We start from the raw sequence: 24,969 nt of genomic DNA, 5'->3' as shown, positions 1-24,969 counted from the left end.
GAGGGACCACGATGCTGGATCTGACCTACGACACCCCCAAACCCAAAGTCATTTCCGGCGCGAAACACGACTGGGAGCTGGTCATCGGCATGGAGGTGCATGCGCAGGTCACGTCCAAGGCGAAACTCTTTTCCGCAGCCTCCACCAGGTTCGGCGCGGAGCCCAACAGCAATGTGTCCTTCGTCGACGCGGCCATGCCGGGCATGCTGCCCACGATCAATGAATACTGCGTCGAACAGGCGGTGCGCACCGGGCTGGGGCTGAAAGCGGAAATCCATCTGGAGAGCGCCTTCGATCGCAAGAACTATTTCTACCCCGACCTGCCGCAGGGCTATCAGATTTCGCAACTCTATCACCCCATCGTGGGCGAAGGGGAAGTGCTGGTGGAAATGGGTGACGGTACCGCGCGGCTGGTCCGCGTCGAACGCATCCATCTCGAACAGGACGCAGGCAAATCCATCCACGACATGGACCCGAATATGTCCTTTGTGGACCTCAATCGGACCGGCGTTGCGCTGATGGAGATCGTCAGCCGCCCTGACATTCGCGGCCCCGAAGAGGCCGCCGCCTACTTAAGCAAGCTGCGCCAGATCCTGCGCTATCTCGGCACCTGCAACGGTGACATGCAATCAGGCGCAATGCGTGCGGATGTGAACGTATCGATCTGCCGTCCGGGCCAGTATGAAAAATATCAGGCGACACAGGATTTCAGCCATCTGGGCACCCGCTGCGAGATCAAGAACATGAACTCCATGCGCTTCATCCAGCAGGCAATCGACGTAGAGGCACGCCGCCAGATCGCGATTGTCGAAGCGGGTGGCACCGTGGATCAGGAAACCCGACTCTATGATCCGGACAAGAACGAAACGCGCTCCATGCGGTCCAAGGAAGAGGCGCATGACTACCGGTACTTCCCGGACCCCGATTTACTGCCCCTGGTGATCGAACAAGCCTGGGTTGATGAGATCGGCGCAAATCTGCCGGAACTGCCGGACGCCAAGAAGGCGCGATTTATCAGCGATTTCGGTCTGTCGGATTATGACGCGTCAGTACTGACTGCCGATCTCGACTCCGCAGGTTACTTCGAAGCCGTAGCTGCAGGCCGTGACGGCAAGATGGCGGCGAACTGGGTGATCAACGAGCTTTTTGGTCGCCTCAAGAAAGACGACACCGACATCACCGACAGCCCTGTCTCCCCAGCGCAGCTTGGGGGGGTCATCGACCTCATCGCGTCTGACGCGATTTCCGGCAAGATTGCCAAGGACCTCTTTGAAATCGTCTACACCGAAGGGGGCGACCCGGCAGAGATCGTCGAGGCGCGCGGCATGAAGCAGGTGACCGATACCGGTGCCATCGAAGCCGCCGTGGATGAGATCATCGCGGCCAACCCAGACCAGGTTGCCAAGGCACAGGAAAACCCCAAGCTCGCGGGCTGGTTCGTGGGACAGGTGATGAAGGCCACGGGCGGTAAGGCCAATCCCAAAGCCGTGAACCAACTGGTGGCGCAGAAACTGAAGGGCTGATCGCGACCTGCGCAAACGCGACGCGGTACCACTAAAAATCAGTGACCAAATGGGCGCCCGCCGACATTCAATTGGCGGCGCCGGACCGACTTGCTATAAAACAGATCACAATGCGGGAGACCGGCCAAATGCCACAGTATCAGTACCGGGTGATCAGCGCCCCTAACCGGGGCGTGAAGGCAAAGGGGATCAAGTCTCCAGAGGACCGGTTTTCCCATGCGCTGGAAGACGTCATGAACCAGATGGCCGCCGAGGGCTGGGAATATCAGCGTGCCGAAACCCTGCCCTCTGTCGAACGCTCCGGGCTGGCCTCGACCACCACGAACTGGCGCAATGTCCTGGTCTTCCGCAAACCGCTGGACGAAGCTTTGCCCGACCCCGCCAGCATCATTGTGCCAGTCGCGGCAGAACGCGCGGAACCGCCGCTCGCCACGCCCCAGACACCGGAAGACGACGCCTCTCAAAGCGCAGGCGCCAGCCGGATGCTCAGCGACAATGGCGTTGAGGAGGCCAGTGAAGTCTCTGGTATGACCAGCTCGCTGAAAAAACTGGCAGCCGTCAGAAAAGAAGAAAAATCAGATAGCTGACCGGCGACCTTAAACGTCTGCGTCAATCGCCAGGGCGTGGATTTCCGAGATAAGCTGTGGCCCGAGCGCTGCATGAATCGCCCGATGGCGCGCCACCCGGGTCATGCCCTTGAACTGATCTGCCCGGATCGCCACGTTAAAATGGCTTTCACCACCCTCCGGATACCCTGCGTGGCCGCGGTGGCTCTCGCTGTCATCGACAACTTCCAACATGTGGGGCGCAAAAGCTTCACGCAACCGATCTTCAATCTCTTGTCGTTTCGACATTTTTTTGCCCAGACCCCTTCACTCTTTCCGTGTGCAGTCTAAACTAAGCGGCCTCGACTCGTATAGGTGCCAATATGCCAAAACAAGATCCCTTTGGATTCGATATGTCCGTCTCTTCTTCCAAGAAGAAAAACCCACGTGGTCGGCGTGGCATGTCCGGTGCCTCGGAGACGTCGACACGCGTCTGCGATCACGAGGGATGCAACGAGCCGGGCAAGTATCGCGCGCCAAAAGCACCCGATGTTCTGGATGACTTCTTCTGGTTCTGTCAGGCCCATGTGCGTGAGTACAATCTGAAGTGGAACTTCTTTGACGGCACCACCGAGGCCGAGCTCAACGCCCAGATGTCAAAGGACAAGGTTTGGGAACGGAATACAAAACCGATGGGCGACCCGGAGGCACGCGCCTGGGCGCGTCTGGGCATCGAAGACCCGCATCAGGTGCTGGGCGCGAATGCCACGCAAAACCCGGGACGCGGCGCACAGGCGGGCCGCCGCCTGCCGCCCACCGAACGGCGCGCGCTGGAGATTCTTGAGGCCAAGGACACCTGGACCAAGCCGGAAGTGCGCAAGGCTTACAAGGCGCTGATCAAGGTGTTGCACCCGGATATGAATGGCGGTGACCGCAGCCAGGAAGAACAGCTTCAGGAAGTTGTCTGGGCCTGGGATCAGATCAAGGGCAGCCGCAACTTCAAGGATTGATGGCACCATCACTTTCGCCCAACTGGACCGCCCCTTCCCCTTGCACCTGCGCAATATATGTTGCACCAGATGATCCGGGCCTGCGCGGCCCGCTTTTCGCATTTTTGTAAAGGGGTATGACCTCATGGCCGACGGCGCACTGGACATCAACACAAAGCCCACCGAAGAGATCCACGTCCGCGACGTCTTTGGCATTGATACGGATATGGTCGTCAAAGGCTTTGCAGACCGCAGCGACCGTGTGCCTGATCTGGACACGACATATAAGTTCGACCCCGACACGACGCTCGCGATTCTGGCAGGTTTTGCGCACAACCGCCGCGTGATGATCCAGGGTTACCACGGCACGGGCAAGTCCACGCATATCGAACAGGTGGCCGCGCGCCTCAACTGGCCCGCCGTGCGCGTGAACCTCGATAGTCACATCAGCCGGATTGACCTGATCGGCAAGGATGCGATCAAGTTGAAAGACGGCAAGCAAGTCACTGATTTTCAGGAAGGTATCCTGCCTTGGGCCCTGCGAAACCCCACGGCAATTGTCTTTGACGAATATGATGCGGGCCGGGCGGATGTGATGTTCGTGATCCAGCGGGTGCTGGAGGTGGACGGCAAGCTGACGCTGCTCGACCAGAATCAGGTGATCACGCCGCACCCATACTTCCGCATCTTTGCAACCGCCAACACCGTGGGCCTCGGCGACACCACCGGCCTCTATCACGGCACCCAGCAGATCAACCAGGGTCAGATGGACCGCTGGTCGCTGGTCGCCACGCTGAACTACCTCAGCATCGATGCCGAAACCGCCATCGTTCTGTCGAAGAACCCGCACTACAACACCGAGAAGGGCCGCAAGATCGTCAAGCAGATGGTCACCGTGGCGGACCTGACGCGCACCGCCTTCATGAACGGCGATCTGTCGACCGTAATGTCGCCGCGGACGGTGATTGCTTGGGCGCAGAACGCTGAGATTTTCCGCAATGTCGGCTATGCGTTCCGTCTGAGCTTTCTCAACAAATGTGACGAGCTGGAGCGACAAACCGTCGCGGAATTCTACCAGCGTCTCTTTGATGAGGAGCTGCCGGAGAGCGCGGCCAGCGTCAGTCTGGGGTGATCTGCATGCGGGGATCAGAACCATGCACCTGGGGCTGATCGGAGGCATCGGCCCCGCCGCGACCGTCGTTTATTATCAGCGGCTGACCTCTCTTGTGCGATCTAGGGGGCATCGGCTGGAGCTGACGATTGTGCATGCGGATGTGGATGAATTGGTCCGCAACAACCTTGCCGATCTGCGGCAGGAACAGGCACAGGCCTATGCGGTTCTGATTGATCGGTTGAAGGCAGCGGGAGCCGATTGCGCGGCGATCACCTCTTTGGGCGGGCATTTCTGTTTCGCCGAGACCGAAGCGCTCTCGTCCCTGCCTCTGATCAGCGGCGTGGCCCCTCTTGATGCGTATTTTGCGGAGCAAGGTGTCAAGACGATTGGGCTTTTGGGCACCGAGGTCGTCATGCGCACAAGGCTCTACGGGCAGTTGAACCAGACACATGCCGTGGCGCCCGACGGCAACATGGAAGAGGTCGGCACCGCTTACCGGAACATGGCCGTGCGCGGCGACTGCGCCGAAGAGGATCGCGCGCTCTTCTTCGAGGCCGGACGCCGGATGGTTGCGGACCAGGGTGCCGATGCCGTGGTTCTGGCCGGGACGGATTTGAACCTGGCATTTGACGGGCACGATCCGGGGTATAAAGTGATTGATGCGCTGGATGTGCATGTTGCGCTCCTGGCCGATCTGGCCACGGGCAAGGCGGCCCTGCCGCACCCAACGGGAGGCACCCAAGGATGAGCAAACCGTCAGACAATCCGGCAGACGCGTTCAAGAAAGCGCTGTCCGAGGCGACCAAGGTGATGGCGCATGACCCGGAGTTGACGGTGTCCTATTCCGTGGACCCCGCGGGCCTGTCGGGCGATGCCATGCGCCTGCCGCAGGTCAGCCGCCGGATGACGCGGGACGAGGTGATGCTGGCGCGGGGCACAGCGGATGCGCTGGCGCTGAACCGGCGGTATCACAACGGTCAGACCCATGCGAAGTATCAGCCGCAGGGCGACATGGCGCGCGATCTGTACGAAGCGATGGAGACCGCCCGCTGCGAGGCGATGGGCGCGCGCGATATGCCGGGGACGGCGGGCAATATCGATGCCAAGATCGCCCATGAGGCGATGCGCAAGGGTTATGATCAGGTCACGCAGGCGGCGGATGCGCCACTGGCAACGGCGGCGGGATATCTGATCCGTCATCTTGCGACGGGCCGTGACCTGCCGGCGGGCGCGCAGAACGTGATGGAGCTTTGGCGCGGGTTCATCGAGGATCAATGCGGCGGGACGCTGGATAATCTCGATGAGACGCTGAGCGACCAGTCGGCCTTTGCGAAATTTGCCCGCCAGATGATTTCCGATCTGGGGTATGGCGATCAGCTGGGTGACGATCCCGACCAGATCGACGAGGATCAGGAAGACGAGGCTGAAGAAGGTTCCGAAGACGACAGCGAGCCTGACAGCACCGGACAGGACGATCAGGACGAAGAGGAAGCGGAGGGGTCGCCCGAGCAGAGCCAGGAAGAGCAGCAGGACGCCAGCCAGGCCCAGGTTTCCATGGATGACATGGCCGATCAGGAAATGGGCGATGAGGCGGAAATGCCGGAAGGGGAGGCTCCGATGGAGCCGCCAGCCCCGCCCCCTGCCTCGGACGCAGACCCGAATTACCTTGTATACCTGAACGATCATGATGAAGAGATCGGTGCCGAAGAGCTTGCCGAGCCCGTCGAGCTGGAGCGGCTGCGGGCTTACCTTGATCAGCAGCTTGAGCCTTTGAAAGGCGCCGTGAGCCGGTTGGCCAACAAGCTGCAGCGCCGTCTGCAGGCGCAACAGAACCGGTCCTGGGAGTTCGATCTGGAAGAAGGCATGCTGGATGCCGGGCGGTTGGCGCGGGTGGTGGCCAACCCGACGACGCCGCTTTCCTTCAAGGTCGAGAAGGACACCGAGTTCCGGGATACGGTTGTGACCCTGCTGCTGGACAATTCCGGTTCCATGCGGGGGCGACCGATTTCGATTGCCGCAATCTGTGCCGATGTGCTGGCGCGCACGCTGGAGCGCTGCAACGTGAAAGTTGAAATCCTCGGCTTTACCACACGGGCGTGGAAAGGCGGACAGGCGCGCGAGGCCTGGCTCAACGACGGACGCCCACAGCAACCGGGGCGGCTCAACGATTTGCGCCACATCATCTATAAATCCGCAGACGCGCCGTGGCGGCGGACCCGGCCCAATCTGGGGCTGATGATGAAAGAGGGGCTGTTGAAGGAGAATATCGACGGTGAGGCGCTGGAATGGGCGCACCGACGGATGTTGATGCGGCACGAGGCGCGCAAGATACTGATGGTGATCTCGGACGGGGCGCCTGTGGATGACAGCACCCTGTCGGTGAACCCTGCGAATTATCTGGAGAAACACCTGCGCGATGTGATTGCCATGGTGGAGAAACGCCGGGCGGTCGAATTGCTGGCCATCGGGATCGGGCATGACGTGACGCGGTACTATGACCGTGCCGTGACGATCACCGATGTGGATCAGCTGGCGGGTGCCATGACCGAGCAGTTGGCGGCCCTTTTTGACAGCGATCCCCGAGCGCGGGCGCGTGTCATGGGGATAAAGCGCGCAAGCTGATCCCGGCCCTCCGGGGGGCATATTGATCGGAACAATGAAAGGGCATCCATGTTTCAGAGCTTTGAAGTCACCGCACGGCCCGAGCAAGGGCCGCCCCGGCTGAAGGCCCTGAGGGAGATGATCGCGGGCGAAGGGCTCGATGGGTTTTTGGTGCCGCGCGCAGATGCGCATCAGGGCGAATACGTAGCTGCGCGTGATGAGCGGCTGGCCTGGTTGACCGGGTTCACAGGGTCTGCCGGATTTTGCGCGGCACTGGCGGAGGTGGCCGGGGTTTTCATTGATGGGCGCTACCGGACGCAGGTCAAGGCGCAGGTGGCGGAGGTATTCACGCCGGTGCCCTGGCCCGAGACGTCGCTGGGAGCGTGGTTGCCGGAGCAGCTGCCAGAGGGGGGTGTGGTCGGGTTTGACCCCTGGTTGCATAGCGCCGGGCAGATCGAGACCCTGCGCAAGGCGCTTCAGGATACCGGCGTGGAGATGCGGGCCTGCGACAATCTCGTCGATCGCATCTGGTCGGATCAGCCCGAGGCGCCTTTGGGCGCGGTCAAGGTGCATCCGCTTGAGTTTGCCGGGGAGAGCCATGATCAGAAGCGCGCCCGGCTGTCCGAAGAGCTTCGCGCGGATGGGCACAAGGCGGCGGTGATCACGCTGCCGGATTCGCTGTGCTGGCTGCTCAATGTTCGTGGGTCGGATATTCCACGCAACCCGGTGGCGCAGGGCTTTGCCATCCTGCACGATACCGGCGCGGTGGATTTGTTCATGGCGGCAGAGAAGCTCACGGATGTGCGCGATCATCTGGGCCCGGATGTGACGCAGCACACGCCAGGCGATCTGACGGCGGCGGTGGATGCGCTCGACGGGCAGATCCGCGTGGATCGCGGCACCCTGCCCTTTGCGCTGGCGGAAATTCTGGGAGACCGCGCGGTCTTTGACGGGGACCCCTGCGCCCTGCCCAAGGCGCGCAAGAATGATGCCGAGATCGAGGGCGCCGCTGCCGCCCACCTGCGCGACGGCGCGGCCGTGGTGGAACTGCTGGCCTGGCTTGACGCGCAACCTGTGGGCAGCCTGCGTGAAACTCAGGTGGTGACCAAGCTGGAAGGCTTGCGCCGCACGGACAACGCGCTGCAGGATATCAGTTTCGAGACCATCGCGGGCACCGGGCCCAATGGCGCGATTATGCATTACCGCGTGACCGAAGAGACCGACAGCCTTCTCGAAGACGGTCAGCTGATCGTGCTGGACAGCGGCGGGCAATATCTGGACGGCACCACGGATATCACGCGTACCATCGCCATTGGTGCCCCGCCTGAGGAGGCCTGCGAGGCTTTCACCCGCGTATTGCAGGGCATGATCGCGATGAGCCGCCTGCGCTGGCCTATAGGGCTCGCCGGGCGCGACATCGAGGCCATCGGGCGGATGCCGCTTTGGCTGGCGGGGCAGGATTTCGACCATGGGCTGGGCCATGGCGTTGGCGCTTATCTCAGCGTGCATGAAGGACCGCAGCGCCTCAGCCGGGTGAGCCATGTGCCCATTGAGGCCGGAATGATCCTGTCCAATGAGCCCGGATACTACCGGGAGGGCGCATTCGGCATCCGCATTGAAAACCTGATCGTGGCCCAGGAGGCGCCGGACAAACCCGGCGGCGACAATCACCGCAAGATGCTGAACTGGCGCACGCTGACCTTTGCGCCGATCGACCGGCGCCTGATCGTCGCTGACCGGTTGACTGTGGCCGAGCGCGACTGGCTCAATGCCTATCACGCTGAGGTTTCAGAAAAAATCGGGCCCCGCCTATCGCCCGCTGCGAAAACGTGGTTGGATGCCGCAACTGCGCCCATCTGACGCCCGTTGCGGCGTCATCGTCCTGTTACAGGCGGCGCGGATAGAGTTTGACGTCAAGAGGGGGAGACGCTGGCCATGGCAGATCATATCACCATACGGAAGGCGGAAGGCACGTGGAGCGTGCGCGCTGGCGGTGCCGTGCTGGGGGAAAGCACTGAGGCGCTGGAACTGGTCGAGGGCGACTACCCGCCGGTGATCTATTTCCCGCGTGGCGATATCGCAATGGCCTTTCTGGACCGAACAGAGAAATCCACCCATTGCCCGCACAAAGGCGATGCCAGCTACTATTCCGTGGTGACCAAGAGCACGACGCTGACGGATGTCGCCTGGTCCTATGAGCAACCCAAGGACGGGGTGGCGCGGATCAAGGATCACCTTGCATTTTATGCAAATGGAGATGTGACGGTAGAGCAGATCTGATCAGGAGTGCTCTTCCGCCGCCGTGGCCGCCAGAGCGCGATTGTAGACCTTCAGCGCATCCACGTGGAATAACGCCCCTTGTAACTCAGGGGGTGACGCATCCGCGCTCAGTGTGACCACGGGGATGAACCGCACGCCAGTCTCGAAAATGGGCATGGCGGATTCCAGCGTGGCGTTGGTATCGATGTAGACCCCATCGCCGATCATTTCCCAGCAGGCATCTTCGCTGGCGGCCCGTTCGTCATCCATCGGGCGCATGACCGTGCCGACCCGGAACATCGCCAACAGGTAGGCTTGCGGTCCCGCAGCCAGATGAATGCCCCGGCGCTCAAGCTGCGTCAGAAAGAAACTACGGTCAACGAGGCGCGAAGCCAGCGCGGTGGACATCGAAACGGCCACCATCACGGCGAGCCCGGTCTGCCAGTCCCCGGTCAGCTCGAAGACGATCAATGTCGTCGAGATAGGGGCACCCAGGACGGCTGCCGCAACCGCGCCTGTCCCTGCCAGCGCATAGAGGGATATGGAGCCTGAGACATCGGGGAAAATGCTGGTTGCGATCAGCCCGAAACTCAACCCCGTGAGCGCGCCGACCATCAGTGAGGGTGAGAAGATGCCGCCCCCCATGCGCCCGGCCATGGTGATCGCCACGGCGACGGCCTTCAGAACCGCGAAGATCACGGCCTCGTGCAGCAGCAGTTGACCGTCCATGGCCAGGAACGTCGTCTCATACCCGACGCCAATGATATGCGGGAACCAAATAGCGATTGTCCCAAGCATGGCACCCGCGACGGCAGGACGCAGCCAGCGCGGCAAGCCCGTCCGATCCTGCAGGCGGTTGCCGAAATCCTCTGCCCAGAAAATCGCCTTCATCAAGGCCACGGCGACAAGCCCGCAAACCAGGCCCAGGATCAGGTAGGCCGGCATTTCCTGATAGAATTGCACTTCGTTCACGGTTGTGAGGGTGAATTCGGTCACCCCGCCAAATTCCAGCCGGTTGATCACCGTCCCCGCTGCACTGGCGATCACGATGGGGGCAAAGGCGTGCACCGCAAAGTGACGCAGCACCACCTCAAGGGCAAAGAGCGCCCCGGCAATTGGTGCGTTGAAACTGGCCGACACGGCCGCGGCCACGGCACATCCCAGAAGATCGCGCCCGGTGATCCCATTCGCGTGCATGCGCCGGTTGACCCAGGTGGAGATCACGGCAGCGAGGTGGACAACCGGCCCTTCCCGCCCGGTTGAGCCGCCAGTCCCCAGCGTGATCATCGAGGCCAGTGCCGAGGCCAGGCCTGCGCGGGTTTCCACGCGGCCATTGTGCATCGCGGCACCGTGGATCACATCCGCCACCGACCGCGCCCGACCGTCCTTGGTGAAAACATGCAGGATCACGCCCACGACCAACCCGCCACAAATCGGGATGATCAGCACCAGATACCACGGCAGGGATTCCGCGAAACTATGCAACAGGCGGACATCTTCGGTCCCATAAAGATAGGTTTGCAAGGCATTGACGCCCTTGCGAAAAAACAGCGCGGCAAACCCCGCGGCGATCCCGATAAGCAGCGCGATGAACCAGAACTGGATTTGGTTGGGGCCCCGGTGACGCAGCAACCGCAACCCATCCCGGCAGGTGGTCAGCGCTACGTCGAGCTGCTGGGATAAGATGGATCGCTTGGACATCACTTCGTACTCTGGCTACATCCTGTCTAGGCCAAGCCGCCGATGGGGGGAAGCCCCTTGACCTCTCTATCCCGCGAGGAGTGCACGCGCAGCGCCACGTGCCTCTTCCGTGATCGTATCGCCGGAGAGCATGCGCGCAATTTCGTCGACCCGGTCCGGCGTCGGCAGTGGCGTCACTGTGGAGGTTGTCATGCCACCCGACACCTGTTTTTCCACCCGCCAGTGATGCGCGCCCAAGGCGGCGACCTGCGGCGAATGCGTCACCACCAGCACCTGCCCCTCGCTGGCCAGAGCCGCCAGTCTGCGCCCGACGGCATCTGCCGTGGCCCCGCCGACACCCCGGTCGATTTCGTCAAAGATCATCGTCAAGCCAGTTTGGCCCTTGGTCAGACAGACCTTGAGCGCCAACAGGAACCGGCTGAGCTCTCCACCTGACGCGATCTTGTTGAGCGGCCCGGAGGGCGCGCCGGGGTTGGTCGCCACGGTAAAGGCCACGGCATCGGCGCCTTCGGGTCCCGGTGTGTCCTCGGAGATCTGCGTCTCGAAGACGGCACGTTCCATCTTGAGGGGGGCCAGCTCTGCGCTCACGGCCTTGTCCAGCTCTTTGGCCGCCCGGCGGCGCGCCTCGGTCAGACCTGCCGCAGCAGATGCATAGCGCGCTTCCGCTGCCTCGCATTGTTGGCGCAGCGCCGCCAGATCGGCATCACCGGCATCGAGGGCCGCAAGCTTGTCCCGCAGGGTTCCCGCAAAACCGGCCAGATCATCGGGGAGGACGTCGTGCTTGCGAGCCAGCGCCCGGATGGCAAAGAGCCGTTCTTCGGTGTCCTCAAGCTCTGTTGGATCAAAGGACAGCCCGTCAATAGCAGCGGTAATCCCGCCCATCGCGTCATCGAGTTCCACCAAGGCGCGGGACAGCGATGCCATAGGGGCTTCCAACGCTCCCTCCGCTTGCTCTGCAGCACCATCCAGCCACCGCAACGCGTCGCTGAGCGCCGCTTCCGCACCCTGCTGGCCCAGGATTTCATGCGCGCGGATCACATCGCTGCGGATTTTCTCGGCCCCCTGCATGGTCCTGCGACGCACGTCCAGCGTGGCCTCTTCTCCCGGCTCGGGCGACAGAGCATCCAGCTCGGCAACTGCATGACGCAAAAACTCTTCTTCGTCGCGGATTGCGGCCATGGCGGCTTCTGCTACCGCCAGCGCCTTTGCTGCCTTGCCCTTCTCCGCCCAGGCCGCGCGACATTTTGTGATGGCCGCCTCCAGCCCGGCAAAACTGTCGAGGATCAGTCGATGCCCCCGCGGGTTCAGCAGCCCCCGATCGTCATGCTGGCCATGCAGTTCCACCAAAGTGTCCGAGAGCTGCCGCAACACATCACCCGAGCAGCGCCGGTCATTGACCCAGGCCGTCTTGCGCCCCTCCGAGGTATTGATCCGGCGCAGGATCAACTCGTCTCCCCCCGGCAATCCCGCCTCCTCGAGCACCGCATGCGCAGGATGACCGTCAGGCAGATCGAACCAGGCCGTCACCTCGCCCTGCGCCGCGCCCTGCCTGACCAGATCGGCACGGCCGCGCCAGCCCAGTACGAAGCCCAGGGAATCCAAGAGGATTGACTTACCCGCCCCGGTTTCGCCGGTCAGAACGTTCAGACCCGGCTGGAAACTCAGTTCCAGCCGGTCGATGATCAACATGTCGGAGATATCAAGCCCGCGCAGCATATATCGCCCCGCTTGTCATGGCTGTCGGATCAGAGCCATTCGCCCTTCACCGTCTGGCGATACACCTGCCGCAACCAGCTGTCTCCGGCGGCCTCCAGCGTCAACCCCTGCCCGGTCAGCAGCGCAAAGCTGTCCTCGTACCAGTCGGTGGAGCGGTAGTTGAAGCCCAGAATGGCGCCCGCCGTCTGGGCTTCATCGGTCAGCCCCAGCGACAAATAGGCTTCCACCAACCGGTGCAAAGCTTCGGGCGTATGGGTGGTGGTCTGGAAATCCTCAACCACCACCCGGAAGCGATTTATCGCCGCCGTATAGTGATTCCGGCGCAGGTAGTAGCGCCCGATTTCCATTTCCTTACCTGCCAGATGGTCAAAGGCGAGGTCGAATTTCAGGATTGCGGAGCGGGCATAGTCGCTATCCGGGTAACGCTCGATCACTTCGCGCAGCGACTGCAGGGCCTGAAACGTCAGCCCCTGATCCCGCCCGACCTCATCAATCTGGTCATAGTAGCTGAGCGCCAGAAGATACTGTGCATAAGCCGCATCGTCGTCCTCGGGGTAGAAATCGATGAACCGCTGCGCCGCAGACCGGCTGTTGGGGTAGTCCTGATCCCGATGATAGGAAAACGCCTGCATGATCAGCGCGCGGCGGGCCCAGTCGGAATAGGGATAAAGCCTTTCGATTTCGGAAAAGAAGAAGGCGGCATCATCAGGCCTGCTGCGGTTCAATTCAAACTCGCCGCGTTCAAAAATCTGCTCTGCTGAATAGGTCTCCAGCGGAATCTCTTCGGGGTTGAAAAAGTTACCACCCGAGCGCCCCGAGTCCCTGCCGCCGCATGCCGCCAGCGTTGCCGCCACCAGCAGTGCCGTGATTACCCGCTTTCGCGACCCAAGCTTACTCATGCTCTGCCACCTTTATTCCGTACCCCCGCACGACGCAATTTGCGCGAACTCTGAGAGGTCCTAGCACAGAAATTTCCTGTGCAAAACGCCCATTGCGCCCTTTGTGCGCGCACGTCTTATAAAGCTTGCTTGAGAAAAGGCACCACCGGGAATGAAGAGGCGCGTCATCGGGTTAGGCGACGGCTGGAATCTCGTCCCAGATCAGGCCGTAGCCCGGCAGGCGCGATGCCACGGTCTTGTCGCAGACCACCATGCGCACTGCGCCCGGTGTCGCGAAAAGGTTGCGCAGCAACGTGTTGGTCAGAGAGTGCCCTGCACGCACCCCGGTATACAGCCCGATCAGTGGTGCACCGGCCAATGCCAAATCGCCCAAAGCATCCAGCATTTTGTGGCGTACAGGTTCATCCCTGTGCCGCAATCCGCCCGGGCTCAAGACACGATCACCATCGAAAACAACCGCGTTCTCGCCTGGTGCTCCACCGAGCGCCAGACCGTTCGCGCGCATCGCGTCCACATCCGCCTGACGGCAGAAGGTGCGGCTATCGCAGAGTTCGCGCGCGAAACTGCCATTGTTCATCACCAGCGACTTTTTCTGGTGACCGATTGCCGCATCGGCGAAATCAATCTCGAAGTCGATTTGCAACGTGTCCGCAGGTGCCAGCGTCGCAGACGCTTCGCCATCAGTTACGGTCACAGTTTTCAGAACTTCCAGCGCCCGCACCGGTGCGGGTAGTGTCCGCAGACCGCGCTGCATGATGCCGCGCACGAAGGGCACGGCGGAACCATCCAGGATCGGCACTTCCGGACCGTCAATTTCAACCAGCGCATTGTGCACGCCGCAACCCGCGAGCGCCGCCATGATGTGTTCTACAGTAGAAACCTGCAGACCGGCTGCATTCTGAATCTTTGTGCAGAGAGGGGAACGCAGAACGGCGTCCCAGCGTGCGGGGATCAGGCGATCCCCGACGGCGACGTCTGTGCGGGAAAACCAGATGCCATGCTCTGCGGTCGCCGGTCTGATCGTGACCGTCGCCTTGTGACCTGTATGAAGGCCACAGCCCGAAAAGCTGATCGCTGATTTGATCGTAGTCTGCACAATAGCCCCACAAAACCCACGGACCCTCCGGTCCTGTTGAACCCGTACCTATGGATTGAACCTATGAGGCTCAACTCAATCTTTGCAACGGACTGAAACACATCTGTTACATTTAGGCACAAAGGCGCCTGCACCACGTTAAGATGCTGATTACAAAAGAAAACGGGCCGCAAAGAAGCGACCCGTTTTTGCAAATTCGTGAAGAGATCAGTTGGCCTGACGGCGCAAAAACGCGGGAATTTCGATGCGTTCCTGATCTGGATCGGCCTGCTCCTGCGGCATTGGGGCCGGTTCTGCCGTCCGCTGCTGTACCGGGGGCTGCTGACGCGGGGCTGGCTGTGCACCGCCTTCACCATGGCCCGTCATCCGGTTAATCAGCGAATTGATCCCGAAGCGAGGGCGCTCCTCCTGTGCAGCAGCCGGCGCTTCCGCAGGGCGATGTGCCTGCTGTGGGCTCGCCTTCTGAGCCGCAGCGCGCAAACGGGCCATTGCTTCGGGCGACGGAGTGCCGGGTGTCGGTGCGCGCGGGGCAACGAAGGCCTCTGGTTCCGCTGGCGTATCGACGCGGTTGGGCTCAAAAGCCGCGACCTGAGGCTGATAGGCTGGTGCCGGAAGATCATCGTCGTCATCGCGAGAAAAAATATCTTCGCCTCTGCCTTCAGCCGCCGTCTGCTCTGCTTCGAGCGACTCAAACAGCATCGGCTCTTCCGCCGCCTCTGCTACAACACTTTCCTGCGGCTCCGGCATGGCCATGACCGCCGCTGTTGGCGCGGGCGCTTCTTCTTCAGCAACCACGGCAGGTTTCAGCGGCTGCGACAAAGACCGGCGTGGCACGGGAATTTCCGTGTTCACATCCGTTGCGTCGATACCGGTGGCAACAACGCTCACACGCATCAGGCCGCCCATGTCCGTATCCAGCGTGGAGCCGACGATGATGTTGGCCTCCGGGTCCACCTCTTCGCGGATGCGATTGGCTGCCTCGTCCAGTTCGAAGAGGGTCAGGTCGTGACCACCGGTAATGTTGATCAGCACACCCTTTGCGCCGCGCAGGCTGATTTCGTCCAGCAGCGGGTTCGCAATTGCCTTCTCGGCCGCCTGAACCGCGCGATCCTCGCCATCTGACTCGCCCGTGCCCATCATCGCCTTGCCCATCTCGTCCATCACGGCGCGCACGTCGGCAAAGTCGAGGTTGATCAGGCCCGGACGCACCATCAGGTCGGTCACGCCCTTCACGCCCTGATACAGAACGTCATCCGCCATGGAGAAGGCTTCGGTGAAGGTGGTTTTTTCATTCGCCAGACGGAAGAGGTTCTGGTTCGGAATGATGATCAGCGTATCGACAACCTTTTGCAGCGCTTCGACGCCATCTTCGGCCTGGCGCATCCGCTTGGCGCCTTCGAACTGGAAGGGCTTGGTCACAACACCAACAGTCAGCACACCCAATTCGCGCGCAGCCTGCGCGATGATCGGTGCCGCTCCGGTGCCGGTGCCGCCGCCCATACCGGCGGTAATGAAACACATATGCGCACCGGCAAGATGGTCAACGATCTGCTCGATGCTCTCTTCAGCGGCAGCAGCCCCGACAGAAGCACGCGCACCGGCCCCCAAACCTTCGGTGACCTTGATGCCCAACTGCACGCGATTGTCGGATTTGGCTTGCTGCAGCGCCTGCGCATCGGTGTTGGCCACGACGAACTCGACGCCATCCAGCTCTTTCTCGATCATGTTGTTGACCGCATTGCCACCGGCACCACCCACGCCAAACACGGTAATACGAGGTCTGAGGTCCGCCTGTCCGGGCATCGAAAGAGTAAGGGTCATAATACAATCCGCCTGTGCTGCTGCCCCGCATTCACGGGTGTTTTTGGTGCCTATTCAGGGCTGACACTACCCTTTGAGCGCCGAAGCGTCACGTAAAAAACATCATTTCGACACAAAATATGGGCTGAAAACGGCGTCAAACCCCTGCTAGCGGTAGTCTTTGGCAAGATGTCGCGCAACAGCGCGCAACCAACACTAGAAAACGCGTAAAGGATTCGGTCGGGTGCGAAGCACCCGATGCGCGACTCGCGCGCCAATTCTCACAATGTCTGACGACTGCTCGGTCGCCTTGGGGCCTCTCGCGGGCCTTGCTTGAAAGGTACCATAGCGCATGGGCTACGTCACCGTGATTCGTATTGCCGTGCCCTTACCAGTTATCGCGAAACCAGCGGACCGCGCGTTTGAGTGACCGGTTCGGATAGCGTTCCGCCGGGATATCGAAATCCCACCACTCGTCTTGTGGGTGGGCGGCGAAAAGTGTGAGGCCAACCACCGAGGCAAAGCTGGGGCCGGTCGCGACCTGCGGCAGCCCGTGCACCCGCAGAGGACGGCCCAGACGCACCTGTTGCCCAAGGATCTTGCTGGCCAACCCGTCGAGTCCGGGTATCTGACTGCCCCCACCTGTCAGCACAATCTGTTGGCTGGGCAGATGATCAAACCCGGCCGCGTCCAGACGGGCCCGCACCTCTTCGAGAATTTCCTCGACACGGGGACGCATGATGCCGATGACCTCGGCACGGCTGGCGGTGCGACGGTCATGTTCGAAGTCGCCGGTGTCGCCGCCAATCTCGATCATCTCACGGTCGTCCATACCGGTCGCATGCACACCGCCGTGCATGGTCTTGATCCGTTCGGCCATGGACATGGGCACCTGGAGGCCCATGGAAATGTCACCCGTCACATGATCCCCGCCCATCCGCACGGTATCCGCAAAGATCATGTGCTTCTTGATGAAGATCGACACGCCCGTGGCGCCGCCGCCGAGATCGATGCAGGCGGCACCCAACTCCTGTTCATCCTCCACCAGCGCCGCGATGCCGCTGACATAGGCCGACGAGGCGATGCCTGCGAGTTCCAGATCGCAGCGTTTGATGCAATGCGCCAGGTGCTGCACCGCCGAGCCATCGACCGTCAGCATGTGCATATCGACAGACAGTGCATTGCCCAGCTGGCCGCGCGGATCGCTGAGGCCCGAGCGATGATCCAGCGCGAAATTCACCGGCTGCGCGTGCAGCACTTCACGACCCACGCCGTAGTCAGGCACATCGCAGGCAGCAAGCGCCCGCGCCACGTCCTGTTCATCCACTGCCTGCCCGTCGAGATCGACCTGAGCATCAAGCCCGTAAGACCGGGGATCGGCCCCGGCAAAGCAGGCGATGACGTGATCGACCCGGATGCCCGCCATCTTCTGCGCGCCTTGCAGGGCGGTGCGAATGGCCCGCTCCGTCTCCTGCATGGCGTGGATCTCGCCGAAACGCACGCCGCGCGAACGGGTGGTGGCCGCACCGATCACCCGGAACTGCGACTGCCCGGCGAGCGACCCGATTTCGCCCTCTTCACCCAGATCGCCGGTGCCGTCAAAGCGCAGCACAAGACAGGAGATTTTGGAGCTGCCCACGTCCAGAATGGCCACCACACCGCGCTGCATGGCCGCTTTGCGCATGTTGCGCATCTGGCGCTGGCTTTCGTATAAGTCCATCATTCCTACTGCCCCGAAACCTTCTTTATTTCCCACCACAGCGTGGCCGCCTGTTCGCTCATCTGCACCGTCGGGCGCGTGCCAAGGCGCATATCAACCCGCACCACATCACGCCCGAGCACATCCTCGGCCGCGTCCAGTGCAATCACCCGTTCGAGCGCCTCAACCGCCCCCTGCTCCGGCAGCAGAATCCGCTGACCCCGGTCCAGCACCACGTCCCAGCGACGCGCACCCATGCGCACGATGCCGCGCAACCGGACCCCAAGAGGGGCGGCCGCCCGGTAGAGATTGAGCGCTTCTTTCACGTCGCCTTCCGCGCCCTCGCCCGCGATGACCAGCAGGTCAGGCCGATCCATGCGCTTGTCAAGTTTGCCCAAATGCGCGCCGGTGATGTCGATCAGGGTCAGGCCCTCGCGGCTGCGCCAGATGGCAACCGGCGTACGCGGTGTGACATCGACCTGCAGCACCCCGCCGGGACGGATGCGCACGCCCACCGTCTTGACCGGCGCGAGCCCGGCGATCGTGTTCCGGATATCGGTCAGGTCGAGGTCGAAAGAGCTGATCGGGAAATCCAGCGGCACGATCTCGCGAATGTCCTGTGCAAGTGCATCGTCGCCGCCGTCAATCGCCATCAGCTGCACCATGAATTCAGGCCGCGTCTCGAAACTGGCGCGGGCCTCGGCGACCGTGTCGCGGATCATCTGGCGGTTGGCGTCCTCGGACAGCCACCATGTGGCGGCCCCGAATGTCAGCGCCATCGGCACGCCTGCACGCAACATCAGCAGGAATGCGGGCGTGAGCATCAGCCGCTGCATCCGCCAAGCCCAGCGGGAGGGTGCGGGATCGCAAGGTCCCGGCTTGCGAGACATCAGCGATCGCATGAGGCATCCTCCACCATCCAGGTGCAAAGCTGCCCAAAGCTCATACCGCAGGCCTGCGCCTGCTCCGGTGTCAGCGACGTCGCGGTCATACCGGGCTGCGTATTGGTTTCCAGCAGGATCAGCCCCGCCGTGCCCTTGCTTTCATCCCAGCGGAAGTCGGTGCGGCTCACGCCCCGGCATCCCAACGTGCTGTGCGCCCGCAGGGCATAGTCCATGCAGAGGTCAAAAATCTCCTTCGGCACGTCCGCAGGCACCACGTGCCGCGACCCGCCGGGTTTGTATTTCGCATCGTAGTCGTACCAACCATCGGTCAGGATATCCGTGACTGTCAGCGCCCGATCCCCCAGAACGGTGGTCGTCAACTCACGCCCCGGCGCGAAGGCCTCGACCATCACCTGTTCCGGCATGTCTGCTGCCAGTTGCGGCGGGCCGTTGCTGTCTTCATGCACAAGATAGATGCCGACAGACGAGCCTTCGTTGTTGGGCTTCACCACATAGGGCGGCGGCATGACATGGCGGCTGCGCACCTCGGCTGAGGGGACCAGAATGCTGGGGACCGTCGGCAGACCCGCCGCGGCAAAGGCCGCCTTGCTGCGTTGTTTGTCCAGAGCCAGGGCAGAAGACAGCACACCGGAATGGGAATAGGGCATGCCGATCCACTCCAGCAGCCCCTGCACGCAGCCATCCTCGCCCCAGCGCCCGTGCAGGCAATTCAGAACAGCATCCGGGTTGAGTTCCGCCAGAACGGTACAGAGATCGCGGCCCGCATCGACCTCGATCACCTCAAATCCTTCTCCCCGCAGCGCGGCAGCACAGGCTTGCCCACTTGACAGAGACACTTCGCGCTCAGCCGAAGGGCCGCCCATCAATACCGCCACACGTTGGGGTGTCCTGCTCGACTGACCCACTTGGTGCCTCTTTACCAGACCTCTGGGGCCCGTTCTTCGTTGTTTTGGTCCGACTTTTGCGCCGGTTCACCGTCGTTTTTTCTGCATGCAGTCTGGCGGGATCGTGGTTAAGGAAACCTTAATTCTCGCCCACGCGCATGATTTCCCATTCTAGCGTGATACCGCTTTGGGCGTAAACCTTTTTTCGCACCGCTTCCCCCAATCCTTCCAGATCCGCCGCGGTGGCGCCCCCGGTGTTGATCAGGAAATTGGAGTGTTTCTCGCTCATCTGGGCGCCGCCAAGCTGCGCCCCGCGCAGGCCAGCATCGTCAATGACTTTCCACGCCTTGAGATCATGCACGTCATCCGCCCGCCCGGTGGACGAAAACCCCGCCGGATTACGAAAGGTCGACCCGGCGCTGCGGTCTTTCGTGGGCTGGGTTGCGTCACGCTTGGCGATCTGATCAGCCATGCGCGCGTGTAATTCTGCGGGATCGCCCTTGTGGGCGGCAAACGTGGCCTGTGTCAGGACGCAGCCCTCGGGCACCTGGCTCTGACGGTAGGCAAAGCGCAGATCGTCTGGCCGCAGTGTGATGATCTCACCCTCACGCGTCACGGCCTGCGCTTCGACCAGCACATCCGCCGTGTAGCTGCCATAGCAGCCCGCATTCATCCGCACTGCACCGCCGATGCTGCCCGGAATTGTCCGCAGGAACGTCAGATCGCGCCCGGCATCCGCAGCCTTTTTTGCTACATGGGCATCCAGAGCGGCGGCCCCGGCGATCACAAGGCCGTCCGTCACCTCGATCCCGTTGAAGCCACGCCCAAGACGGATCACCACGGCGCGCAACCCGCCATCGCGCACGATCAGGTTGGAGCCGACACCCATGGGGAAAACGTTAATCTCACGTGGCAAGGCGGCCAGAAAGTCGCTCAGGTCCTGCAGGTCGGCAGGTTGAAAAAGCCAGTCCGCCGGCCCTCCGACGCGCAGCCATGTCAGATCGCTCAGGGACCGGTTTGGCGTCAGGCGGCCGCGGACGTCAGGCATATCTGTCATGGTGGGAGCCTAACGCAAGGTCCGGCGTTTGATCCAGCGCCCCAGATAGATCACCGGCCAGCGCAGCACCGACACCCCGCCCGCCATGACCAGCAAGCCGAGCCAGGGCCCATGCAACCACGTGACATAGCCCACGATCGGAATGCCGATGGCGATCAACATATAGGCGTTGCGCCAATGGTGGTCCTTGCTGGGGGTCATGGCCAGTACATTGGCCACCACGGCCCAGAGCGCGGCCAGAATGAGGGGGAAGCTCATTTCGGGATCTCCGGTCTTTCGCCACGGGCCCGGGCCAGAAAATAACGCAGCGGATTACGAAACATGGATACAAAAGCAAAAAGCGCGAGGGCCGCAGCCCACCAGCTGACGTCAAAGCCGATCCAGAGGATCAGGCCAGGGGCGGCGATCAGGAGAGCCACACCGGGGATGTATTGATGGCGCATCGGCAGCATCGCCACCAGGGCGGAGGCGAAGACCCACGCGATGCAGACCCAGAGCAGCATCAGGCGGCCCCTTTGCGCAGACGGTCGGGCAAGCCATTGGCCCATGTGCTGATGGTACCGGCACCGAGGCAGACAACCATGTCCCCGGGCCGCGCCTGTTCGCGCACCAGCCGTTCCAGATCGTCTTCGCCGACGACGGCACGGGCATGGCGGTGACCGTGACGAATAAGGCCTGCGACCAGATCATCTCGGCTGGCGCCCTCGATGGGGTCCTCCCCGGCACCGTAGACTTCGGCAATGCCGACTACGTCGGCGTCGTTGAAACAGGCACAAAAGTCATCGAAAAGACCAGAGAGCCGCGTGTAGCGGTGCGGCTGGTGCACGGCAATCACGCGGCCGTCGGTCGCCTGCCGCGCCGCTTTCAGCACCGCAGCGATTTCAACCGGGTGGTGGCCATAGTCATCAATGATCGTCACGCCACTAACTTCGCCCACGCGGGTGAAGCGCCGGTTAACGCCGCCAAACTTGGCTAACGCGTCGCGAATCTGCTCGCCTTTCATGCCCAGATGTCGGGCCACGGCAATCGCGGAAAGCGCATTGGAGACATTGTGATCCCCCGGCATCGGCAGGGTGCAGCCTTCGATCAGGATATCCTCGGCCTGCAGCGCCACATCGAAATGCGCGATGCCGTTTTTATAGGTGAGATTGGTTGCGCGCACGTCGGCCTGCGCATTGAACCCATAGGTCACGACGCGGCGGTCGGTGATCTTGCCCACCAGCGCCTGCACCTCTGCATGATCGGTGCAGCAGACCGCGACCCCGTAGAACGGGATGTTGGAGACGAAATCCAGAAACCCCTGCCGCAGCGTGTCGAAATCGCCCCAATGCTCCATGTGCTCGGGGTCGATGTTGGTGACGATGGCGATGGTCGCGGGCAGCCGGTTGAAGGTGCCGTCACTCTCGTCGGCCTCCACCACCATCCATTCGCCCTCGCCCGCCCGCGCATTGGAGCCATAGGCGTGGATGATCCCGCCATTCACCACCGTGGGGTCGAATTGACCGGCATCGAGCAGCGTTGCCACCATCGTCGTCGTCGTCGTCTTGCCGTGGGTGCCCGCCACGGCGATGTTGGATTTCAGGCGCATCAGCTCCGCCAGCATCTCCGCCCGTCTGACAATTGGCAGACCCTGCGACCGCGCGGCATCAAGTTCGGCATTGCCGGGTTTGATCGCGCTGGAGATCACGACAACCTCGGCATTTGCGATGTTCTCGGCGCGCTGCCCTTCAAAGACATGCGCGCCCAACTCTTCGAGCCGCCGGGTGATCGGGGAGGATTTGAGATCAGAGCCCTGCACGGTATAACCATGATTCAGCAGCACCTCGGCGATGCCCGACATGCCAATGCCGCCAATGCCAACAAAGTGGATAGGCCCGACGTCGCCGGGCAGTTTGGTTGCTGCGCTCATGTGCTTTGCCCTTTTTCTGCCAGCTGCTCGACCATCTCCACCAGTGCCTCCGTGGCGTCCGGCTTGCCGAATCCGGCAGCGGCGCGCGCCATGTGCATGGCGGCATCCGGATTGTCCAGCACCGTCAGGATATGTTCCGCAACGGCATCTACGTTCAAACGGCTTTCCGGGATCATGATCGCCCCGCCCGCCTGCACCAATCCGCGGGCATTGGCGGTCTGGTGATCGCCTGTTGCCGCGGCATAGGGGATGAGGATGGACGGGCGCCCGATGACCGACAGATCAGCCACGGATGACGCCCCTGCCCGGCTGATCACCAGCTGTGCTTCGGTCATGCGACGCGGCACATCGTTGAAAAAAACCTGCACGTCGGCGTTGATCCCGTGTTCGGCGTAGAAACCCGCGACCCGCTCCAGATCTTCCTCCCGCGCCTGATGGCTCACCCGGATGTTGCGCAGCATCTGCATTGGCAGCGCGGCGATGGCGGGTGGGATCACATCACTGAGGATGCGCGCCCCTTGCGAGCCGCCGATCACCAAAAGTTCCATGGGATAGTCACCCGGCGCGATGTACCCGGCCTCCGCGCGATCAAGAATGGCACGCCGTACCGGATTACCCGTGTGCTGACCCTCGACGCCCTCGGGCAGGTCGGTGGGCCACGTCCCACAAGCGATGGCATCGACGCGGGGAGCAAAGACCTTGTTCACCCGGCCCAGAATGCCGTTCTGTTCGTGGATCATCCGGGGCAGTTTCATCAGATGGGCCGCAGAGAGCGCCGGGATCGTCGGATATCCGCCAAACCCCACAACCACGGCTGGCTTGTCCCGCATGAAGCCCCAGATCGAGGCAAGCGTCCCAAGCACAAGGCGCGGGGCCACCACCGCCTTGGCCAGCAACCCGCCCCGCGCAAAGGTGGCGCTGCTGATCTCTTCGATCTCGGTGGAATGCGGGAAGCCCTGGGTATACCGCGCACCGCGCGCATCGGTGCTGAGCTTCACCCGCCAGCCGCGATGCAACATCGCCTCGGCCAGCGCCTGGGCGGGGAACATATGCCCGCCGGTACCGCCTGCGGCGATCAGCAGGAGCGGTTGCGCGCTCACGGGGCGCGCCCGCGTGACAGCAGATCGCTGATTTCGCCCTGCGGTCGTGTCCGCGTGAAGGCGAGCAGCATGCCCACGGCGATGCCGCTGGCAATGACCGAAGACCCGCCATAGCTGACGAAGGGCAATGTCATGCCCTTGGCAGGCAGCAGGCGCACCGCGACACCCATGTTGATCATGGCCTGAACGCCTAGCGTGCAGGCAAGCCCGGTGCCCGCAAGGCGGATGAAGGGGTCCCGCTCGCGCACCAGCCGCAGCAGCGACCGCACGACCACCGTGGCGTAAAGCGCGATGATCACCAGCACGAGGATCAACCCGTATTCTTCTGCGGCCACCGCGATGATGAAGTCGGTATGCGCATCGGGCAACGACCATTTCACCTGCCCCTCGCCCACGCCGACGCCGAAAAAGCCGCCCTCCTGAATGGCGTTGGTGGCATAGCCAAGCTGCGTACGCGGATCGATTTCCGGCGACAGGAACCCATCAATGCGCCGCGCAAAATGTTCTGACCCGGAATAGGCCAGCGTGCCCCCAAAGACGACCAGCGCCGCCATGCCCACCAGCAGCACCATCGGCGCACCGGCCACGAAATACATCACACCCCAGCTGAACAGCACCAGACAGGCCTGACCGAAATCAGGCTGCAGCACCAGCATCGACGCAATCGCGACGCAGAGCGCCAGCGACCAGGTCTTGCCGGGCGGACCGTTCAGCTCCGTCGAGGCGGCCATCATCCAGGCCGCCACGATCACGAAGGCGGGTTTCAGGAACTCAGAGGGCTGCACGGAGGCAAACCCGAGCCCGTACCAGCGCACGGCCCCCTTACCGAAATCGGTGCCGAAAAAGGGCAGCAAAGCAAGGGCGACAAAGGCGGCGATAAAGCCCAGGACCGCCAGACGCCGCACCAGAACGGGCGACATCATGGAGGTGATGATCATCGCCACCAGGGCAAACATGCCGAAAACCGCCTGACGCTGCACATAGTGAAACGGCTCGAACCCGTTCTTAGCAGCAAGTGGCGGGGACGCCGCGAGCCCCAGCAAAAGCCCTACGGCAAAGAGCATCAGAATGCAGGACATCGCCCATTTGTCGATTGTCCGCCACCATTTGGGAAGGATCGGTTCACCATCGCGAACCGGAACTGCGCCATAGACCATTTCCGTCATGGGTGC

The 24,969-nt window shown here is 62.2% G+C and carries 23 protein-coding genes; 8 read left to right on the top strand and 15 right to left on the bottom strand.

Annotated features, from left to right (window positions below):
- Window positions 1-11 precede the first annotated feature (11 nt).
- Together gatB and Q1A07_RS15150 are read left to right on the top strand one after the other, a co-directional pair.
- Window positions 12-1,523, top strand: a complete 1,512-nt coding sequence (gene gatB, locus Q1A07_RS15155; protein WP_299782778.1) for an Asp-tRNA(Asn)/Glu-tRNA(Gln) amidotransferase subunit GatB — start codon at window positions 12-14, stop codon at window positions 1,521-1,523.
- 128 nt (window positions 1,524-1,651) lie between these two features.
- Window positions 1,652-2,110 carry a DUF4177 domain-containing protein gene (locus tag Q1A07_RS15150; protein WP_299782776.1) on the top strand — a complete coding sequence of 153 codons (459 nt, stop codon included), beginning with the start codon at window positions 1,652-1,654 and terminating at the stop codon, window positions 2,108-2,110.
- A gap of 9 nt (window positions 2,111-2,119) precedes the next feature.
- Here the strand turns inward: Q1A07_RS15150 and Q1A07_RS15145 are convergent, their stop codons facing one another.
- Window positions 2,120-2,377 (bottom strand): BolA family transcriptional regulator, encoded by a 258-nt coding sequence (locus tag Q1A07_RS15145; protein WP_299782774.1) that lies wholly within the window; start codon window positions 2,375-2,377, stop codon window positions 2,120-2,122.
- Window positions 2,378-2,451: 74 nt separating this feature from the next.
- Here Q1A07_RS15145 and Q1A07_RS15140 point away from each other — a divergent pair, with 74 nt between their 5' ends.
- The 6 genes from Q1A07_RS15140 to Q1A07_RS15115 all read left to right on the top strand — a co-directional run bounded on the left by Q1A07_RS15140 (window position 2,452) and on the right by Q1A07_RS15115 (window position 9,052).
- Window positions 2,452-3,078, top strand: a complete 627-nt coding sequence (locus Q1A07_RS15140; RefSeq protein ID WP_299782772.1) for a J domain-containing protein — start codon at window positions 2,452-2,454, stop codon at window positions 3,076-3,078.
- Between the two features lie 124 nt (window positions 3,079-3,202).
- Window positions 3,203-4,189, top strand: coding sequence for a cobaltochelatase subunit CobS (gene cobS, locus Q1A07_RS15135; RefSeq protein ID WP_299782770.1), 987 nt, complete (start codon window positions 3,203-3,205; stop codon window positions 4,187-4,189).
- A 22-nt stretch (window positions 4,190-4,211) separates the two neighbouring features.
- Window positions 4,212-4,919, top strand: coding sequence for an aspartate/glutamate racemase family protein (locus Q1A07_RS15130; RefSeq protein ID WP_299782768.1), 708 nt, complete (start codon window positions 4,212-4,214; stop codon window positions 4,917-4,919).
- A complete protein-coding gene (gene cobT, locus Q1A07_RS15125) occupies window positions 4,916-6,793 on the top strand; it encodes a cobaltochelatase subunit CobT (protein WP_299782766.1) in 1,878 nt (625 codons plus the stop codon). Before Q1A07_RS15130 ends, cobT begins: the two co-directional genes overlap by 4 nt.
- 48 nt (window positions 6,794-6,841) lie before the next feature.
- Window positions 6,842-8,632 carry an aminopeptidase P family protein gene (locus Q1A07_RS15120; RefSeq protein WP_299782765.1) on the top strand — a complete coding sequence of 597 codons (1,791 nt, stop codon included), beginning with the start codon at window positions 6,842-6,844 and terminating at the stop codon, window positions 8,630-8,632.
- Between the two features lie 75 nt (window positions 8,633-8,707).
- Window positions 8,708-9,052 carry a DUF427 domain-containing protein gene (locus tag Q1A07_RS15115; RefSeq protein ID WP_299782763.1) on the top strand — a complete coding sequence of 115 codons (345 nt, stop codon included), beginning with the start codon at window positions 8,708-8,710 and terminating at the stop codon, window positions 9,050-9,052.
- On the opposite strand, the gene Q1A07_RS15110 is transcribed toward Q1A07_RS15115, so the two are convergent.
- From Q1A07_RS15110 to ftsW, 14 genes are all read right to left on the bottom strand, one after another.
- Window positions 9,053-10,732, bottom strand: coding sequence for a chloride channel protein (locus Q1A07_RS15110; protein WP_299782761.1), 1,680 nt, complete (start codon window positions 10,730-10,732; stop codon window positions 9,053-9,055).
- Between the two features lie 66 nt (window positions 10,733-10,798).
- Window positions 10,799-12,448, bottom strand: coding sequence for a DNA repair protein RecN (recN, locus tag Q1A07_RS15105; protein WP_299782759.1), 1,650 nt, complete (start codon window positions 12,446-12,448; stop codon window positions 10,799-10,801).
- 29 nt (window positions 12,449-12,477) lie between these two features.
- The gene (locus Q1A07_RS15100; protein WP_299782757.1) at window positions 12,478-13,347 is read right to left on the bottom strand and encodes an outer membrane protein assembly factor BamD; all 870 of its coding nucleotides are present in this window, start codon (window positions 13,345-13,347) and stop codon (window positions 12,478-12,480) included.
- A gap of 172 nt (window positions 13,348-13,519) precedes the next feature.
- Window positions 13,520-14,443: a UDP-3-O-acyl-N-acetylglucosamine deacetylase gene (gene lpxC / locus Q1A07_RS15095; RefSeq protein ID WP_299782755.1), complete on the bottom strand. Its 924-nt coding sequence runs from the start codon at window positions 14,441-14,443 to the stop codon at window positions 13,520-13,522.
- Window positions 14,444-14,650: 207 nt separating this feature from the next.
- The gene (gene ftsZ / locus Q1A07_RS15090; RefSeq protein ID WP_299782753.1) at window positions 14,651-16,264 is read right to left on the bottom strand and encodes a cell division protein FtsZ; all 1,614 of its coding nucleotides are present in this window, start codon (window positions 16,262-16,264) and stop codon (window positions 14,651-14,653) included.
- Between the two features lie 367 nt (window positions 16,265-16,631).
- Window positions 16,632-17,966, bottom strand: coding sequence for a cell division protein FtsA (ftsA, locus tag Q1A07_RS15085; RefSeq protein WP_299782751.1), 1,335 nt, complete (start codon window positions 17,964-17,966; stop codon window positions 16,632-16,634).
- Between the two features lie 2 nt (window positions 17,967-17,968).
- Complete coding sequence (locus tag Q1A07_RS15080) at window positions 17,969-18,844, bottom strand: cell division protein FtsQ/DivIB (protein WP_299782749.1); 876 nt, start codon at window positions 18,842-18,844, stop codon at window positions 17,969-17,971.
- On the bottom strand, window positions 18,832-19,710 hold the full coding sequence (locus Q1A07_RS15075) for a D-alanine--D-alanine ligase (RefSeq protein WP_299783551.1): 879 nt from the start codon (window positions 19,708-19,710) through the stop codon (window positions 18,832-18,834). The genes Q1A07_RS15080 and Q1A07_RS15075 overlap by 13 nt, the downstream gene beginning before the upstream one ends.
- Before the next feature lie 160 nt (window positions 19,711-19,870).
- Window positions 19,871-20,788, bottom strand: coding sequence for a UDP-N-acetylmuramate dehydrogenase (murB, locus tag Q1A07_RS15070; RefSeq protein ID WP_299782747.1), 918 nt, complete (start codon window positions 20,786-20,788; stop codon window positions 19,871-19,873).
- Window positions 20,789-20,797: 9 nt separating this feature from the next.
- Window positions 20,798-21,046: a DUF2484 family protein gene (locus Q1A07_RS15065; protein WP_299782745.1), complete on the bottom strand. Its 249-nt coding sequence runs from the start codon at window positions 21,044-21,046 to the stop codon at window positions 20,798-20,800.
- Window positions 21,043-21,291 carry a DUF2484 family protein gene (locus Q1A07_RS15060; protein ID WP_299782743.1) on the bottom strand — a complete coding sequence of 83 codons (249 nt, stop codon included), beginning with the start codon at window positions 21,289-21,291 and terminating at the stop codon, window positions 21,043-21,045. The genes Q1A07_RS15065 and Q1A07_RS15060 overlap by 4 nt, the downstream gene beginning before the upstream one ends.
- The gene (murC, locus tag Q1A07_RS15055; protein ID WP_299782741.1) at window positions 21,291-22,697 is read right to left on the bottom strand and encodes a UDP-N-acetylmuramate--L-alanine ligase; all 1,407 of its coding nucleotides are present in this window, start codon (window positions 22,695-22,697) and stop codon (window positions 21,291-21,293) included. Before murC ends, Q1A07_RS15060 begins: the two co-directional genes overlap by 1 nt.
- Window positions 22,694-23,797 (bottom strand): UDP-N-acetylglucosamine--N-acetylmuramyl-(pentapeptide) pyrophosphoryl-undecaprenol N-acetylglucosamine transferase, encoded by a 1,104-nt coding sequence (locus Q1A07_RS15050; RefSeq protein ID WP_299782739.1) that lies wholly within the window; start codon window positions 23,795-23,797, stop codon window positions 22,694-22,696. The genes murC and Q1A07_RS15050 overlap by 4 nt, the downstream gene beginning before the upstream one ends.
- A complete protein-coding gene (gene ftsW, locus Q1A07_RS15045; RefSeq protein ID WP_299782737.1) occupies window positions 23,794-24,963 on the bottom strand; it encodes a putative lipid II flippase FtsW in 1,170 nt (389 codons plus the stop codon). Before ftsW ends, Q1A07_RS15050 begins: the two co-directional genes overlap by 4 nt.
- Window positions 24,964-24,969 lie beyond the last annotated feature (6 nt).

The sequence above is a fragment of the uncultured Roseobacter sp. genome (genome assembly GCF_947492555.1).
In the GTDB taxonomy this organism is placed as follows: domain Bacteria; phylum Pseudomonadota; class Alphaproteobacteria; order Rhodobacterales; family Rhodobacteraceae; genus Roseobacter.
This window is presented reverse-complemented; position numbering and strand designations above follow the sequence as displayed.

Bases quoted from the DNA above. Each gene is read 5' to 3' on its own strand.
- Q1A07_RS15060 (WP_299782743.1), bottom strand. From the start codon at position 21,291: ATGCTGCTCTGGGTCTGCATCGCGTGGGTCTTCGCCTCCGCCCTGGTG.
- Q1A07_RS15075 (WP_299783551.1), bottom strand. From the start codon at position 19,710: ATGGGCGGCCCTTCGGCTGAGCGCGAAGTGTCTCTGTCAAGTGGGCAA.
- Q1A07_RS15080 (WP_299782749.1), bottom strand. From the start codon at position 18,844: ATGCGATCGCTGATGTCTCGCAAGCCGGGACCTTGCGATCCCGCACCC.
- Q1A07_RS15110 (WP_299782761.1), bottom strand. From the start codon at position 10,732: ATGTCCAAGCGATCCATCTTATCCCAGCAGCTCGACGTAGCGCTGACC.
- cobS (WP_299782770.1), top strand. From the start codon at position 3,203: ATGGCCGACGGCGCACTGGACATCAACACAAAGCCCACCGAAGAGATC.
- Q1A07_RS15140 (WP_299782772.1), top strand. From the start codon at position 2,452: ATGCCAAAACAAGATCCCTTTGGATTCGATATGTCCGTCTCTTCTTCC.
- Q1A07_RS15100 (WP_299782757.1), bottom strand. From the start codon at position 13,347: ATGAGTAAGCTTGGGTCGCGAAAGCGGGTAATCACGGCACTGCTGGTG.
- gatB (WP_299782778.1), top strand. From the start codon at position 12: ATGCTGGATCTGACCTACGACACCCCCAAACCCAAAGTCATTTCCGGC.
- ftsW (WP_299782737.1), bottom strand. From the start codon at position 24,963: ATGACGGAAATGGTCTATGGCGCAGTTCCGGTTCGCGATGGTGAACCG.
- cobT (WP_299782766.1), top strand. From the start codon at position 4,916: ATGAGCAAACCGTCAGACAATCCGGCAGACGCGTTCAAGAAAGCGCTG.
- recN (WP_299782759.1), bottom strand. From the start codon at position 12,448: ATGCTGCGCGGGCTTGATATCTCCGACATGTTGATCATCGACCGGCTG.
- murC (WP_299782741.1), bottom strand. From the start codon at position 22,697: ATGAGCGCAGCAACCAAACTGCCCGGCGACGTCGGGCCTATCCACTTT.
- Q1A07_RS15065 (WP_299782745.1), bottom strand. From the start codon at position 21,046: ATGAGCTTCCCCCTCATTCTGGCCGCGCTCTGGGCCGTGGTGGCCAAT.
- Q1A07_RS15145 (WP_299782774.1), bottom strand. From the start codon at position 2,377: ATGTCGAAACGACAAGAGATTGAAGATCGGTTGCGTGAAGCTTTTGCG.
- murB (WP_299782747.1), bottom strand. From the start codon at position 20,788: ATGACAGATATGCCTGACGTCCGCGGCCGCCTGACGCCAAACCGGTCC.
- Q1A07_RS15115 (WP_299782763.1), top strand. From the start codon at position 8,708: ATGGCAGATCATATCACCATACGGAAGGCGGAAGGCACGTGGAGCGTG.
- ftsA (WP_299782751.1), bottom strand. From the start codon at position 17,966: ATGATGGACTTATACGAAAGCCAGCGCCAGATGCGCAACATGCGCAAA.
- ftsZ (WP_299782753.1), bottom strand. From the start codon at position 16,264: ATGACCCTTACTCTTTCGATGCCCGGACAGGCGGACCTCAGACCTCGT.
- Q1A07_RS15130 (WP_299782768.1), top strand. From the start codon at position 4,212: ATGCACCTGGGGCTGATCGGAGGCATCGGCCCCGCCGCGACCGTCGTT.
- Q1A07_RS15120 (WP_299782765.1), top strand. From the start codon at position 6,842: ATGTTTCAGAGCTTTGAAGTCACCGCACGGCCCGAGCAAGGGCCGCCC.
- Q1A07_RS15150 (WP_299782776.1), top strand. From the start codon at position 1,652: ATGCCACAGTATCAGTACCGGGTGATCAGCGCCCCTAACCGGGGCGTG.